The 14,355-nt window shown below is 68.6% G+C and carries 13 protein-coding genes; 4 read left to right on the plus strand and 9 right to left on the minus strand.

All coding sequences use genetic code 11. The annotated features are described in order from the left end of the window. Nucleotides 1-17: 17 nt before the first annotated feature. Entirely contained in the window at nucleotides 18-701 is a 684-nt protein-coding gene (locus tag AWU67_RS04940) for a DedA family protein (RefSeq protein ID WP_067227001.1), read from the minus strand. 185 nt (nucleotides 702-886) lie between these two features. Here AWU67_RS04940 and dxs point away from each other — a divergent pair, with 185 nt between their 5' ends. Beyond that, on the plus strand, nucleotides 887-2,794 hold the full coding sequence (gene dxs / locus AWU67_RS04945; RefSeq protein WP_067227002.1) for a 1-deoxy-D-xylulose-5-phosphate synthase: 1,908 nt from the start codon (nucleotides 887-889) through the stop codon (nucleotides 2,792-2,794). Here the strand turns inward: dxs and AWU67_RS04950 are convergent. Both AWU67_RS04950 and AWU67_RS04955 read right to left on the minus strand, forming a co-directional pair. Then, entirely contained in the window at nucleotides 2,791-3,327 is a 537-nt protein-coding gene (locus AWU67_RS04950; protein WP_067227003.1) for a dihydrofolate reductase family protein, read from the minus strand. The genes dxs and AWU67_RS04950 overlap by 4 nt on opposite strands. Nucleotides 3,328-3,355: 28 nt before the next feature. Next, nucleotides 3,356-4,027, minus strand: coding sequence for an NUDIX hydrolase (locus AWU67_RS04955; protein WP_067227004.1), 672 nt, complete (start codon nucleotides 4,025-4,027; stop codon nucleotides 3,356-3,358). A 181-nt stretch (nucleotides 4,028-4,208) separates the two neighbouring features. Here AWU67_RS04955 and AWU67_RS04960 point away from each other — a divergent pair, with 181 nt between their 5' ends. Continuing rightward, entirely contained in the window at nucleotides 4,209-5,183 is a 975-nt protein-coding gene (locus AWU67_RS04960; RefSeq protein ID WP_067227005.1) for an aldo/keto reductase, read from the plus strand. A gap of 60 nt (nucleotides 5,184-5,243) precedes the next feature. Here AWU67_RS04960 and AWU67_RS04965 read toward each other — a convergent pair whose 3' ends face one another. The 4 genes from AWU67_RS04965 to AWU67_RS04980 all read right to left on the minus strand — a co-directional run bounded on the left by AWU67_RS04965 (nucleotide 5,244) and on the right by AWU67_RS04980 (nucleotide 10,479). Continuing rightward, nucleotides 5,244-7,382, minus strand: coding sequence for a 3-hydroxyacyl-CoA dehydrogenase NAD-binding domain-containing protein (locus AWU67_RS04965; RefSeq protein ID WP_067227006.1), 2,139 nt, complete (start codon nucleotides 7,380-7,382; stop codon nucleotides 5,244-5,246). Nucleotides 7,383-7,395: 13 nt separating this feature from the next. Then, on the minus strand, nucleotides 7,396-8,610 hold the full coding sequence (locus AWU67_RS04970; RefSeq protein WP_067227007.1) for a thiolase family protein: 1,215 nt from the start codon (nucleotides 8,608-8,610) through the stop codon (nucleotides 7,396-7,398). A 77-nt stretch (nucleotides 8,611-8,687) separates the two neighbouring features. Continuing rightward, nucleotides 8,688-9,890, minus strand: coding sequence for an HRDC domain-containing protein (locus AWU67_RS04975; RefSeq protein ID WP_067227008.1), 1,203 nt, complete (start codon nucleotides 9,888-9,890; stop codon nucleotides 8,688-8,690). Continuing rightward, on the minus strand, nucleotides 9,883-10,479 hold the full coding sequence (locus AWU67_RS04980) for a DUF3000 domain-containing protein (RefSeq protein ID WP_067227009.1): 597 nt from the start codon (nucleotides 10,477-10,479) through the stop codon (nucleotides 9,883-9,885). Before AWU67_RS04980 ends, AWU67_RS04975 begins: the two co-directional genes overlap by 8 nt. A gap of 73 nt (nucleotides 10,480-10,552) precedes the next feature. On the opposite strand from AWU67_RS04980, the gene AWU67_RS04985 reads away from it, so the two are divergent. Then, nucleotides 10,553-11,746, plus strand: coding sequence for an alpha/beta hydrolase family protein (locus AWU67_RS04985; protein ID WP_129586643.1), 1,194 nt, complete (start codon nucleotides 10,553-10,555; stop codon nucleotides 11,744-11,746). Here the strand turns inward: AWU67_RS04985 and AWU67_RS04990 are convergent. Together AWU67_RS04990 and AWU67_RS04995 are read right to left on the minus strand one after the other, a co-directional pair. After that, complete coding sequence (locus AWU67_RS04990) at nucleotides 11,743-12,186, minus strand: SufE family protein (RefSeq protein WP_067227011.1); 444 nt, start codon at nucleotides 12,184-12,186, stop codon at nucleotides 11,743-11,745. The genes AWU67_RS04985 and AWU67_RS04990 overlap by 4 nt on opposite strands. Before the next feature lie 4 nt (nucleotides 12,187-12,190). Continuing rightward, entirely contained in the window at nucleotides 12,191-13,108 is a 918-nt protein-coding gene (locus tag AWU67_RS04995) for a sulfurtransferase (RefSeq protein ID WP_067227012.1), read from the minus strand. A gap of 151 nt (nucleotides 13,109-13,259) precedes the next feature. Here AWU67_RS04995 and zapE point away from each other — a divergent pair, with 151 nt between their 5' ends. Further along, nucleotides 13,260-14,300, plus strand: coding sequence for a cell division protein ZapE (gene zapE / locus AWU67_RS05000; protein WP_067227013.1), 1,041 nt, complete (start codon nucleotides 13,260-13,262; stop codon nucleotides 14,298-14,300). Nucleotides 14,301-14,355: the final 55 nt, after the last annotated feature.

The raw sequence follows: 14,355 nt of genomic DNA on the forward strand, positions 1-14,355 counted from the left end.
GATCCGTTGGGACCACCTTAGAGTGTGACGCTCTCCTGAGCCTCGGAGGCCGGGGCGGTGTGCCGCTTCACCAGCGCGGCCTTGGCCGCCTTGCCGAGCTCGACCAGGATGGGGATGCCCGAGATCAGGATGATGCCGATGATGAAGAACTCGGAGTACTTCGCCACGAAATCGATCTGGCCGAGGAAGAAGCCGACGAGGGTGAGGCCGACGCCCCAGAGGAACGCGCCGAGCAGGTTGAACGTGATGAAGGTGCGGTATGGCATCCGGCCGACACCGGCCGCGACGGGCACGAAGGCGCGGAACACCGGCAGGAAGCGGGCCAGCAGGATCGCCTTGCCGCCGTGCTTGTCGAAGAAGGCGTTCGTGCGCTCGACGTTCGCCGGGTTGAAGAAGCGGCTCTGCTCGCGCTTGAAGATCGCGGGGCCTGCCTTGCGCCCCAGGTAATAGGCCAGCTGGTCGCCGGCGAAGGCGGCGACGAACACGACGCCCGCCGTCACCCAGATCGGGAACTGCACGAAGCCCGTCGCGGTGAGCAGGCCCAATGTGAACAGCAGCGAGTCGCCCGGCAGGAACGAGAGCACGATGAGCCCCGTTTCGACGAACACCACGACGGCGACACCCAACAGGATGAACGGGCCGAACCAGTGGATGAGCCAATCGGCGTCGAGGAAGTCGATTCCGAGGAGAGTGGGCTGCATGAAGGTGGGGTCCTTTCGGGGGGTCGCCTGAGTGCGATCCGGGGATCGACGCTAGCAGAGGGCGACTGTGTAAACCGTGGGCGGATGCGGGCTTTGTGCCTCCAATGCGGGGGCGGCACCGCGATACGCGTAAACTCGATGGGTACCGCCGATGTGAGGTGGTCACATCTGAAAGGCGGTAGGGCGTGAGCCTTCTCGAGACGATCAAGGGTCCGCGAGACCTCGACGCACTCTCGAAAGACCAGCTCGTGCAACTCGCCGCAGAAGTGCGGGAGTTCTTGGTGCAGAACGTCGCCAAGACAGGCGGACACCTCGGCCCCAACCTGGGCGTCGTCGAGATGACCATCGCCATGCACCGCGTCTTCGACTCCCCACGCGACGCGATGGTGTTCGACACCGGTCACCAGTCCTATGTGCACAAGCTCCTCACCGGGCGGCAGGACTTCAGCACGCTGCGCCAGCGCGGAGGCCTGGCCGGCTACCCGCAGCGCTCAGAGTCCGTGCACGACATCGTCGAGAGCTCGCACGCCTCCAGCTCGCTGAGCTGGGCCGACGGGATCTCCCGCGCGTTCAGCATGACCGGGCAGAACGACCGGCACGTCATCGCCGTCGTCGGCGACGGCGCGCTCACCGGTGGCATGACCTGGGAAGCCCTCAACAACATCACCGACGACAACGCCCGTCGCCTGATCATCATCGTCAACGACAACGGTCGCTCCTACGCGCCGACAATCGGCGGCATGGCGCGCTTCCTGAACACGGTGCGCACCCGGCAGGCCTACCGCGAGCTGTACATGTCCAGCCGCAAGGCCTTCGACAAGATGGGCAGCCCCGGCCGCGCCGTGTACCGCGGCGTGCGCGGCGGCCTGCACGGCTTCCTCAGCCGTTTCTCCAACAACGAGGCCCTCTACTCCAACCTCGACATCAAGTACATCGGGCCGGTGCACGGCCACGACCTGGTGGCGATGGAAGAGGCGCTGCGCCAGGCCAAGGGCTACGGCGCACCGGTGATCGTGCACACCATCACCGACAAAGGCCGCGGCTACGAGCCCGCCCGCCAGGACGCCGCCGACCAGTTCCACGCCGTCGGGCAGATCGACCCAGAGACGGGCGAGTCGCTGGACTCGTCGTCCGCGGCATCCTGGACCTCCGTCTTCGCCGACGAGATGGTCAAGCTGGCCGCTGCCAACGAGCGGCTCGTCGGTATCACCGCCGCCATGCTGCGCCCGACAGGGCTGCACCGCATGGCCGAGCGCTTCCCGGAGCGCGTGCTGGATGTCGGCATCGCCGAGCAGCACGCCGCGACCTCGGCCGCCGGCCTGGCCTTTGGCGGCATGCACCCCGTCGTCGCCGTCTACGCCACCTTCATCAACCGGGCCTTCGACCAGGTGCTGATGGACGTCGCCCTGCACAAGGCCGGAGTCACGTTCGTGCTGGACCGAGCCGGTGTCACCGGTCCGGACGGCCCGAGCCACCACGGCATGTGGGATCTCGCCATCCTGCAGGTTGTGCCCGGCATCCGCCTGGCCGCCCCGCGTGATGCAACCCGCCTGCGTGAGGAACTCGCCGAGGCCGTGGCCGTCGACGACGGCCCCACCGTGCTGCGCTTCCCGAAGGGCAGCGTCGGCGTGGAGTTCGAGGCCGAGCGGCGCACGGAGGACGGCGTTGACGTGCTGCGCGAGTCGGCGACCAGCGATGTGCTCCTCGTCGCCGTCGGCCCGATGGCCAGCGTGGCCCTCGAGGTCGCCGACTTGCTCGCCGTGCAGGGCATCGGCGCGACCGTCATCGACCCGCGCTGGGTCGTGCCCGTTCCGCGCAGCGTGATCGAGCTCTCCCGCAGCCACCGGCTCGTGGTCAGCATCGAGGATGGCATCAAGGTCGGCGGTATCGGCACCCGCATCCGGCAGGACCTGCGGGAGGCGGGCGTCGACACCGCGGTGACCGAACTCGGCCTGCCCGATGAGTTCATCGACCACGCCACCCGCGCCCAGATCATGTTCGACATCGGCCTGACCGCGCCGCAGATCGCGACCGACATCACCGCCATGTTCGCGGGCAGCAAGGTGCCGCACGTCGGCACCCCGAAGGTCTAGCGCTCGGCGGTGCCAACCGTGTAGCGCAGCTCGATCGCGCCGCCGGGGTACGCAGTCGTGCCCGTCGCGCTGAGCGGCGTGTTGCGCGCCATCGGCAGCAGCGCCCGCCCGGCCCCCAGCGCGATGGGCATCAGTGTGACCAGCAGCTCGTCAAGCAGGCCGGCATCCGCGAACTGCGCGGCCACGTTGCCGCCGCCGACGACCCAGACGTTCTTGCCGCCGGCCGCAGCCACGGCTGCCGCGTGCACGTCGGCGATGGGCCCCTGAGCGAATCGGATGTCTGCGCCGTCGACGGCGGGCAGCTCCCGGTGCGTGAGCACCCAGGCCGGCATGCTGTAACTCCACTCAGCCGGATCGTTCAGCAGGAACTCGTAGGTGTCTGCGCCCATGATGACGGCGCCGACGCCGGCCAGGAACTCCTCGTAGCGAGCGCCGAACTCCTCGAACCCGAACTGCATCAGCCAGTCGAGGGAGTTGTCCCGGTCGGCGATGAACCCGTCCAGGCTGGATGCGACGTAATACTGTGTGCTCATACCGCCAGCCTAGAACCAGCCTCCGACATCAGTTGTCGGGTCGCACGACCCGCTCGGTGTCCCACGGCTCCGACCACCCCACATCGTCGAACAAGCGGGCCAACACGATGGCCGTGAAGCCCCAGATCAGCCGGCCGCCGACAGTGAAGGCCGGCATCCGGTGGCTGCCGTGCACGGTCACCGCCCTGTTGGCCGGGGCGAGCAGCTCGGCGACCGGCACCCGGAACACGTCGACGGTTTCGGCGTGATCCACGGCAACCACCTCCGACGGGCGGGTCCACCAGGCCAGCACCGGGGTGACGAGATGATTGCTGACTGCCAGCGGGATCTCAGGCAGCACGCCCAGCGTGCGCACACCGCTCGGGTCCAGGCCCGTCTCCTCGACGGCCTCGCGCAACGCGGTCGCGGTCGCATCGGCGTCGGTGTCGTCCTGCCGACCGCCGGGGAACGCGATCTGCCCGGGGTGGCTACCGAGCGTCGCCGCCCGCCGCACCAGCAGAACGTCGAGGTCAGCCGGCACGGGCCCCGGCAGCCCCGCCGTCGCCGGCACCGCGTCGAGTACCCCGAAGAGCACGAGCACCGCGGCGTGGCGTGGCTGCGCGCCATCGGGCAGCGAGCCGGTCAACGCGGGACTCCAGCTCAGCGTGCGCGCGCAGAGGGCCTCGAGATCCGCGAGGGGGCCGGAGGGGGAAGGGTGCATCACCCCAGCCTAGGCAGGAACCGCCGCCTGGTCGTTGATGCCCGCGGATTTCGCGAGGTTGCTGGGTGTTGGGCCGCAGCGCTTGACCCGCGCACCCCGCGCGAGATTAAGTTGCGGAGTGGCGGGCTCCATCCAGCGGGCTCCATCCCGTCACGCTCCATCAAGGAAAGGTCGGCCGGCCATGAAACACATCACACTGGGAACCGGCGGCCTCGAGGTCGGCAGGATCGGGCTCGGCTGCATGGGGATGTCGGCGTTCTACTCGGGGGCCGGCTCCGACGAGGCGGAGTCAATCCGCACGATTCACCGGGCCATCGACGTGGGCGTGACGCTGTTCGACACGGCCGAGATCTACGGTCCCCACCTCAACGAGGAGCTCCTGGGGCGGGCTCTGGCGGTGCGGCGGGACGAGGTGGTGCTGGCGACAAAATTCGGCCTCGTGCGGAAGCCCGACGGCAGCCGCGGCTTCGACGGCAGCCCCGCCAACGTGCGCTCCTCCGTCGACGGCTCGCTCCGGCGGCTCGGCACCGACCGGATCGACCTGTACTACCAGCACCGCATCGACCCGGACGTGCCGATCGAGGAGACGGTCGGCGCACTGGCCGAGCTGATCACCGAGGGCAAGATCCACCACTACGGCCTGTCGGAGGCGTCACCGGAGACCATCAGGCGCGCGCACGCGGAGCACCCGATGACCGCTGTGCAGATGGAGTACTCGCTCTGGACGCGCGACCCCGAACACGCCGTGTTGCCCGTTCTGCGGGAGCTGGGCATCGGGCTCGTGCCTTACTCCCCGCTCGGGCGCGGCTTCCTGACCGGCGCCATCCGGTCCATCGACGTGCTCGACGAGGACGACTTCCGGCGGCACAACCCGCGGTTCGTCGGCGACAACCTGGCCTCGAACCTGCGCATCCTCGAAGAGGTGGATGCCGTCGCCGCCGAGCTCGACGCGACGCCGGCCCAGGTGGCGTTGGCGTGGCTGCTGGCCCAGGGCGATGACATCGCGCCGATCCCCGGCACGAAGCACGTCAGCCGGCTCGAGGAGAACGTGGCGGCGGATGCCCTGGTCTTGGGAGAAGAGCAGGTGCTCGCGCTGACAGAGCTCGATGCGCCCCGGGGCGACCGTTATGCCGACATGTCCCCGCTGAACGGTTGAGCTGCTGACCAACGCGAATGGGCCCGATCACGGCGTGATCGGGCCCATTGACGTGTCGCGCTAGTTGCCGACGCCGCGGATCTGCGGGTCGTGGAAGGTGCCGCCGAACACGCGCTGGCTGGCACCGACACGGTCCAGGTATGGCGTCGCGCCGCCGGCCTGGAACGGCCAGCCCGCACCGAGGATGAGGCAGAGGTCGATGTCCTCGGCCGCGGCCACAACCTTCTCGTCGAGCATCAGCTTGATCTCGCCGGCGAGCTCGTCTTCGACGCGGCGCAGGATGGTGGCCTCGTCGACGGGCGTCTTGCCGACCGTCATCAGCTTCTTGGCCTCCTTGGTGAAGTCGGTGACCTTGCCGGCCTTGTTCTTCTCCACCACCTGAGCGAGCTTGGACAGCGCGTGCATGTTCTCCGAGGCGTAGAACCGCTCGGGGAACTTGCTCACCATGGTGTCCTGCACGTGGGCGGCGACGGCCCAGCCGACCAGGTCGATCAGCTCGAACGGGCCCATCGGCAGGCCGATCGGCGCGAGCGCCCGCTCGACGACCGGCACCGGGGTGCCCTCGTCGACGGCGCGCGCTGCCTCACCCATCACCTTGGCGAGCAGGCGGTTCACGACGAAGCCGGGGGCGTCGGCCGTGAGCACGGCGCTCTTGCGCAGCTTGGCCGCGGTCGCGAACGCGGTGGCGAGCGTGGCGTCGTTCGTGGCCGGGGCCTTCACGATCTCCAGCAACGGCATCACGGCCACAGGGTTGAAGAAGTGGAAGCCGACGACGCGCTCCGGGTGCTCGAGCTTCTCGCCGATCTGCTCGACCGAGAGAGAGGAGGTGTTCGTGGCGAGAATCGTGGTCGGTGAGACGTGCTTCTCGACCTCGGCGAACACCTGCTGCTTGACGGCCAGGTCTTCGAAGACGGCCTCGATGACCCAGTCGCAGTCGCTGAAGTCGGCCTTGTCGGTGGTGCCGGAGACGAGGGCGCGCAGCCGGTTCGCCTCGTCGGAGCCGATGCGGCCCTTGGCCTCCAATGCGCCGATCTCCTCAGCGATGTAGGCGAGGCCCTTGTCGACGCGGCCCTGGTCGAGGTCGGTGATGACCACGGGCACCTGCAGGCGGCGCACGAAGAGCAGTGCGAACTGGCTGGCCATGAGGCCGGCTCCGATGACACCGACCTTCGTCACCTTCTGGGCGAGCGCCTTGTCCGGGGCACCGGCTGGGCGCTTGGCGCGCTTCTGCACGAGGTTGAAGGCGTAGATGCTGGCCTGCAGCTGGTCGCTGACAATGCGGTCGGCGAGGGCCTCGTCCTCGAGGGCGAAGCACTCCTCCTTGCTGCCACTCTTGGCGGCCTTCAAGAGGTCCAGGGCCGCGTAGGGCGACTGCGGCACGGTGCCGATCTTGCTCTCGAGCATCTTGCGGGCGATGGCGATGGCGGCATCCCACTTCACCATGCGCTCGATCTTGCCCGGGGCGTTCTTGCGCTCGACCGTGACGGTGCCTGAGAGCACGCCGTCGGCCCAGCGCAGCGACTCCTCGAGGAAGTTCGCCGGGGCGAACATCGCGTCGGCCATGCCGAGCTCGAAGGCCTGCGGGCCCTTGAGCATGCGGTTCTGCTTGAGCGGGTTCTCGACGATCACCTTGAGGGCGTTCTCGATGCCGATCAGGTTCGGCAGCAGGTAGGTGCCGCCCCAGCCGGGGATCAGGCCGAGGAACACCTCGGGCAGCGCGATGGCCGGCACCGAGCTGTCGATCGTGCGGTAGTCGGCGTTCAGCGGCAGCTCGGTGCCACCGCCGAGGGCGAGGCCGTTGATGAACACGAACGAGGGCACGCCGAATGTGGCCTGCTTGCCGAGCACGTAGTGGCCGAGCTGGGCCATCTGCAGCCCGACGGCGCGGCTGGGGATCTCGTTGATCTTGGAGAGGTCGGCGCCGGCGGCCAGGATGAACGGCTTGCCCGTGGTGGCGACGGCGTGGATCTCACCGCGGGCGGCGCGCTCGGTGAGCGCATCGTAGGTGCGGCCGAGCTCCGCCATCGTGGCCGGGCCCATCGTGTTCGGGCGGGTGTGGTCGCGGCCGTTGTCGAGGGTGACAAGGGCGAGCACCTTGCCGCTGGGCAGCGGCACGTCGCGCACATAGGAGTGCGAGACGACCTCATCCGGGTCGAGGGCCTCGAGCAGCGAGAAGTCGATCTTCGAGTAGTCAGTCATGTCTTCTCCCGCCTTAGTTCGCAGCGTTGGTGTGGGTGAGGCCGGCGTAGTGGGGGTTCTCCCAGATGACGGTGCCGCCCTGGCCGAGGCCGACGCACATCGCGGTGATCCCGTAACGGACCTCCGGGTGCTGCTCGAACTGGCGGGCGAGCTGGATCATCAGGCGCACGCCGCTGGCGGCGAGCGGGTGGCCGATCGCGATCGCGCCGCCCCACTGATTCACCCGGGGATCCTCGTCGTCGATTCCGAAGTGGTCGAGGAACGAGAGCACCTGCACAGCGAAGGCCTCGTTCAGCTCGAACAGGCCAATGTCTGTGATGTTGAGGCCCGCCTTGCGGAGCGCCTTCTCCGTGGAAGGGACGGGGCCGAGGCCCATGATCTCCGGTTCGACACCGGCGAAGGCGAAACTGACCATGCGCATCTTGGCGCGGAGGCCGAGTTCGGTGGCCGTCTCGGCGCTGGCCAGCAGGCTGGCGGTGGCACCGTCGGTCAGCGGCGAGGCGTTGCCGGCCGTGACCCGGCCGTGCGGGCGGAACGGGGTCTTCAGGGTGGCCAGGCCCTCAATCGTGGTCTCGGGCCGCATGCCCTCGTCCTGCGTGGCGAGACCCCAGCCGGCATCCGTGCGCAGCGCGACGGGCACGAGGTCGGGCTGGATGTTGCCGGCTGCGTATGCCGCGGCGACCTTCTGCTGGCTGCGCATGCCGAAACGGTCGGCGCGCTCCTTGGTCAGGTGCGGGAAGCGGTCGTGGATGCGCTCGGCCGTGTTGCCCATGTTGAGGGCGTCGGCGCTGACGAGCCGCTCGGCGAGGAAGCGCGGGTTCGGGTCGGCGCCGAAGCCCATCGGGTGGCGGCCCATGTGCTCGACACCGCCGGCGATGGCGAGGTCGTATGCGCCGAAGCCGATGCCGGAGCCGAGGGTCGTGACCGAGGTCATCGCTCCGGCACACATGCGGTCAATGGCGAAGCCGGGAACGGATTTCGGCAGGCCGGCGAGCAGCGCCGCCGTGCGGCCGAGGGTCAGACCCTGGTCGCCCTGCTGCGTGGTCGCGGCAATGGCGACCTCGTCGATGCGATCCTTCGGGACATTGGGGTTTCGCTCGAGCAACCCGATGATGGCCTTGACAACGAGGTCATCGGCCCGGGTGTTCCAGTACATGCCCTTTTCGCCGGCTCGCCCGAACGGGGTGCGAACCCCGTCCACAAACACGACGTCAGTTCTTTCGGCCACTTCGCCTCCATTGATCGATCAACTCTGAGTCGATCCTAGGGAGTGCCCCGAGTTGCCCCGGAATCGTTTGCCGGTTCCTACGACCGCGCTTCGGACGATTCCAGTATCGATTGGTGGGCTTCTACAAACGCGTCACTGATTTTCTGTGCAGAAGCGTCAATCTGCCACGGGCGTGCACCCAGATCGCGCAGCGCCTCGCTGACCGAGTCTGGCGTGATGGATTCCGGCGGCTGCCAGGCCAGGCGGCGCAGGTACTCCGGGGTGAGCAGGTTCTCGAGCGGGATGTCGAGCTCCTCTGCGACCTCGGCCATCGCGCCGCGGGCGGCCTTCAGACGCAGGTCGGCCTCCGGGTTGCGCTCCGACCAGGCGCGGGGCGGCGGCAGGGTGTCGCCGTTGACGCGCACAGCGGGTAGCTCGCTCGTGTTCAGGCCACGCTCGACGGCCTCCCACCAACGGGTGAGCTCGCTGCGGCTGGCGCGCCCCGTGAAGTCGCGCATGTCTGAGAGCGCCTTGCGGCTGGACGGCATTGCCTTCACCACGGCGAGCAGCGACGAGTCGGGCACGAGCCGGCCGGGGGCCGTGTCGATCTCCTGGGCATACGCGTCGCGGGCGAGCCAGAGCTCGCGTGCCACGGCGAGGCTGCGCGGGGAGCGCACGCCATGGATTCCGGACAGGCGGCGCCACGGCTCGGCGGCGGCCGGCTTGGCCTCCTTGGTGAGCACCGCGGCGAATTCCTGCCTGGCGATCTCCTCCTTGCCGGACTCCTCCAGCAGTTGGGCGAGCGAATCGCGCAGGTCCACCAAAAGCTCGACGTCGAGCGCGGCGTATTCCAGCCAGGAGTCGGGCAGGGGCCTGGTCGACCAGTCCGCCGCCGAGTGCTCCTTGGCCAGGTGCACGCCGAGCTGCTGCTCGATGACGGTGCCGAGGCCGACCCGGGCGAAGCCGAGCAGGCGGGCGCAGAGTTCGGTGTCGAAGATGTCGTGCGGGTCGAGGCCGACCTCTCGCAGACAGGCGATGTCCTGGCTGGCGGCGTGCAGCACCCACTCGACGTCGGCGATGACGTCCTGCAGCTCGTCGAAAGTACCGATCGCGGGAGGGTCGAAGAGGAAGACGCCGGCGTCGCGGCGGAAGACCTGGATGAGGTAGGCGCGCTGGGAGTAACGGAATCCGCTGGCCCGTTCGGCGTCGATGGCGATGGGGCCGGTGCCGGCCGCGATCAGATCGACGGCCTCCAGGTACTCGGCTCGGGTGTCGATGACATGACGCTTCGGCTCAGCCACGGCGGGTCCGTTTCGGTGTCAGCATGCTCACGCCTTCCATTGTCGGGGGCAGTCCGGCGAGCATGCACAAGAGTTCACCCCAGCCTTCGACATGGGGGGCGACATTGTGATCGTGCGGCGTCCACGAGGCGCGCAGTTCAATCTGAGCGCCGTCGCCCTGTGCAGAGAGCTCCCCGAAACCGGTGGAGAGAATTTTGGTTGCTGTGCCGGATGCCGCGGAGTATTGGGCTCCACGGGCGTCGAGAGCATCAACAAGCCAAGACCATGCTACGTCGGCGAGGAAGGGATCGAGTCCAATCTCGGTCTCCAGCGGGGCTTGGGCGAAGCAGACGATTCGGAATTTGCCACCCCACTCCTCTGGCTCCTCCTCGTCGTAGAGCAGGATGAAACGGCCGGTACCGAAGTCGGAGTCGCTGCCGTGTCTGGACGGCGAGACGTCGGCGGCCAGCGCCAGAGCGTGCGGGGCCAGGCTGCCCGGAGCGGGGATCTCGGTGACGATGAGTTCCGGCCGGGTGGCGGCCCGACGTGCCGCATCGATCGCCGCTTGGAATTCCGGCGGGAGGTGGGACTCAGACGGTGATTCGGGCACGAGTGCAGACTAGAGTTTTTTCAGGGCGCTGTCGGTGAGGCACGCCGCACGGTGTGGCTGACGAGGATTTCGCATGGATGCACGGGGGAGTGGCGAGGCGGTGTCGAGTGGACGTTCCCGACGCCGCTGGCTGATCGGCAGCGGCATTGTGCTGGCCGGCGTCGGGTTGGCGGTCGGAGGCGCACTAGCGACTGTGGTGGTGGTCTTCGCACGCAAGGTGGTGACGCCGCCGCGCCGCCGCAAAGACGAGGTGCGCATCCTCGATGTGGACCAGGCCGGGGCCACCGTGGTGCTGGCCGCAGACCCGGACACCGTGGTCGACGGCCACTACGGGCTCTGGTTCAGCGCCGAGCGCGGGCATGCCCGCGTCGGCGAGATCCTCGGGCGCACCGAGACGACCGTGACCAGACGCCTTCTGCGCACCGATTTCGGCGATCTGCCCGACGCCTCGACCGGCCGCTGGAGCGGCTGGTTCTACCTGGGGCCGTGGGAGTTCGACCTGCCGTTCGAGAACGTCATCGTGTCGACGCCGGTCGGCCCTGCCCCCGCCTGGTGGGTGCCGGCATCCGAGCCCAGCAGCCGCTGGGTGATCCAGGTGCACGGGCGCGCCGTGCGCAGGCAGGAGTGCCTGCGCGCAATCCCCGTCTTCCACGAGGCCGGCATGCACAGCCTGCTCGTGTCGTACCGCAACGACGGGGAGGCCCCGGAAAGCCGCGACGGCCGCTACGGCCTGGGCGACACGGAATGGCAGGACGTGGCGGCGGCGATCCGCTTCGCGCGCGAGCACGGCGCGACCGATGTCGTGCTGATGGGCTGGTCGATGGGCGGCGCCATCGCGATGCAGACGGCGCTGCGTGCAGAGGAGCGAGAGCTGCTGCGCGGGATCGTGCTGGAGTCACCGGCCGTCGACTGGTACGACATCCTGCGGTTCCAGGGGGCGGGCTACGGCCTGCCTCAGGCCATCAACAGTGCCGCGATCCAGACCATTGCCTCGCCGTGGGGCCGGGCCGTCACCGGGCTTGACGAGGCCATCGACTTCGAACGGCTCGACATCACGGGACGCGCGGATGACGTGACTCTGCCGATCCTGCTCATGCACAGCGTCGACGACGGCTACGTGCCGATCACCGGCTCTCGCCAGCTGGCGGCAGCCCGGCCCGACATCGTCACGTTCGAGGAGTTCCGGCGCGCCCGCCACACCAAGCTCTGGAACTACGACCCCGACCGGTGGAACGGCGCCATCCGCGACTGGTTGGCGACGCTCTAGGCGGCGATCCGCACCCGGATCTGCCGCTTGGTGCGGGCCAGCATGCCCGTCATCCCGCGAATCCGCAGCGGCGAAACGGCCTGGGTGAGGCCGAGCGTCTGCGGGAAGTCGTCGGGAACAGCGAGCACCTCCTCCGGGCTCAGCCCGGAGAGGCCCTGCGCCAGAATCGAGGCGAAGCCGCGCGTCGTCGGCGACTCGGCCGGGGCCGTCGCGTACAGCTGCACGGTTCCGGCCTCGTCGACCTCGACGAACAGGAACACGGGGGACTGGCACTCCTCGACCCGCTCGAACAGGTCGGGGTGGTCCTGGTAGCGCTCGGGCAACTCCGGCAGCTCATTCGAGAACTCGAGCAGGAGCTGCAACCGGTCGCGCTGTTCCAGTGCGAGGAAGTCGTCGCGGATCTCGGCCAGTTGTTCGGGGAGCTCGGCAGTCGTAGTCACCCGACTATTTTGCCACGGCCGCCGTGGGGGCCGGCGCGGTGCCGGGCTCCGTGCCGAGCGTGATCGGTACCCGCACTGCGCTGCCCCACTCTGTCCAGGAGCCGTCGTAGTTGCGCACGTCCTCGAACCCGAGCAGGTAGCTGAGCACGAACCAGGTGTGGCTGGAACGCTCCCCGATGCGGCAGTAGGTGATGACGTCGTCGCCCGTGCGGAGCCCCGCGTCACCCTTGTAGATGGCATCCAGCTCCGCGCGGCTCTTGAACGTGGCATCCGGTGCCGCAGCGCGCGCCCACGGCACGGCCGCCGCGCTCGGGATGTGGCCGGCCCGCAGCGCACCCTCAGAGGGGTAGCCGGGGATCTCGGTGCGCTCGCCCGTGTACTCCTCGATGGAGCGCACGTCGATCAGCGGGTTGCCGAAGTGGGCCAGGACGTCGTCCTTGAAGGCGCGCAGGGTTGTGTCGTCGCGCTCGATGACCGGGTACTCGACGGATGCCGGAGCGGGCCGCTCCGTGGTGAGCTCGCGCCCCTCGGCGATCCACAGGTCGCGGCCGCCGTCGAGCAGGCGCACATCCTCGTGGCCGAACAGCGTGAAGATCCACAGTGCGTACGCGGCCCACCAGTTGTTCTTGTCGCCGTAGAGCACGACCGTGCTGTCGCGGCTGATGCCCTTCTCGCCCAGCAGACGGGCGAACTCCTCACCCTGAACGAAGTCGCGCAGCACCGGGTCGTTCAACTCGGTGTGCCAGTCGATCTTCACCGCGGTGGGGATGTGGCCGGTCTCGTAGAGCAGGATGTCCTCGTCGCTCTCGATCACGACCAGGCCCGGGTCTCCGAGGTGGGCGGCCAACCAGTCGGTCGAGACGAGCCGCTCGGGGTGCGCGTATTCGGCGAACTTCGCAGCGGGGTCATAGTCGACGGGCATGATGGCCTCCTGAATGGCGCCCGGGCGGGCGCGAGTGTGCGGGCGGGAGTGTGCGGGGAGCAGATTAGGCTGGATGCCTGTCCACACCGCCAAATCTACGCGTCCTCGAGAGAGCGTGCGCGTTCCCACTGCAGAAACGGCACGCGCGCGCATGCACAGCTCCACCGCACTTCGACTGATCGATCGCTCGCCGACCATCACCGGCAGCGAGATCGCCGGTGGGCTGGTGCCGCCGCCCCAGTTCGAGCACGCCTCCTTTGACTCCTACCGGCCCGATGCCGACTACCCGTCGCAGGCCGGCGCGGTCGAAAAGTTGAAGGAGTTCGAGGGCGTCTGGCGCGCACAGCGCCCCGGCGGCTTCTTCTCGCGCAACCGCAAGCCCAAGTCCGCGCTGCCCGGGATCTACCTGGACGGCGGCTTCGGCGTCGGCAAGACGCACCTGCTCGCTTCGCTCTGGCACGCAGCCCCCGGCCCCAAGTACTTCGGCACGTTCATCGAGTACACGGCGCTCGTCGGGGCGCTCGGCTACGCCGAGACGGTCGCCTTGTTGAGCGGCACCCGCCTGATCTGCATCGACGAGTTCGAGCTGGACGACCCGGGCGACACCATGCTGATGACCCGGCTGCTCGGCGAGCTGATGGCCACCGGCACCCGCGTCGCCGCGACATCCAACACCCCACCGAACTCGCTGGGCGAGGGGCGCTTCGCCGCCTCCGACTTCCTCCGCGAGATCCAGGCGCTCTCCTCCAACTTCGAGACGGTGCGTATCGACGGCCTCGACTACCGCCGCCGCAACGTCGAGGGCCGGGCCACCTCGGTCGAGGATTCCGCGCTGGAGCACATGGTCGACACGATGGTCGGGCGCGGCACCGCCGTCAGCTCTGACAACTTCGACGAGATGATGAAGCACCTGGCCACGGTGCACCCCTCCAAGTACATCAAGATGATCGACGGCATCGACGTGATCGCGCTCAGCGGCGCCCACGTGCTGCACAACCAGACCGACGCGCTGCGCTTGGTCGCTTTCATCGACCGCGTGTACGACGCCGAGATCCCCATCGTGGCCAGCGGCACGCCGCTCAGCGAGGTATTCGACGACGACATGATGGGCGGTGGGTACCGCAAGAAGTACCAGCGCGCCATGTCGCGGCTGATCGCGCTGACCACGGGGGAGCTGCCGCCGCACGACTGAGCGCGAAACACGCCCGTTACGCGCGGGCCCCTTTCGTAACTCCACCGAAACACCG

Source organism: Microterricola viridarii (assembly GCF_001542775.1).
Lineage (GTDB): Bacteria > Actinomycetota > Actinomycetes > Actinomycetales > Microbacteriaceae > Microterricola > Microterricola viridarii_A.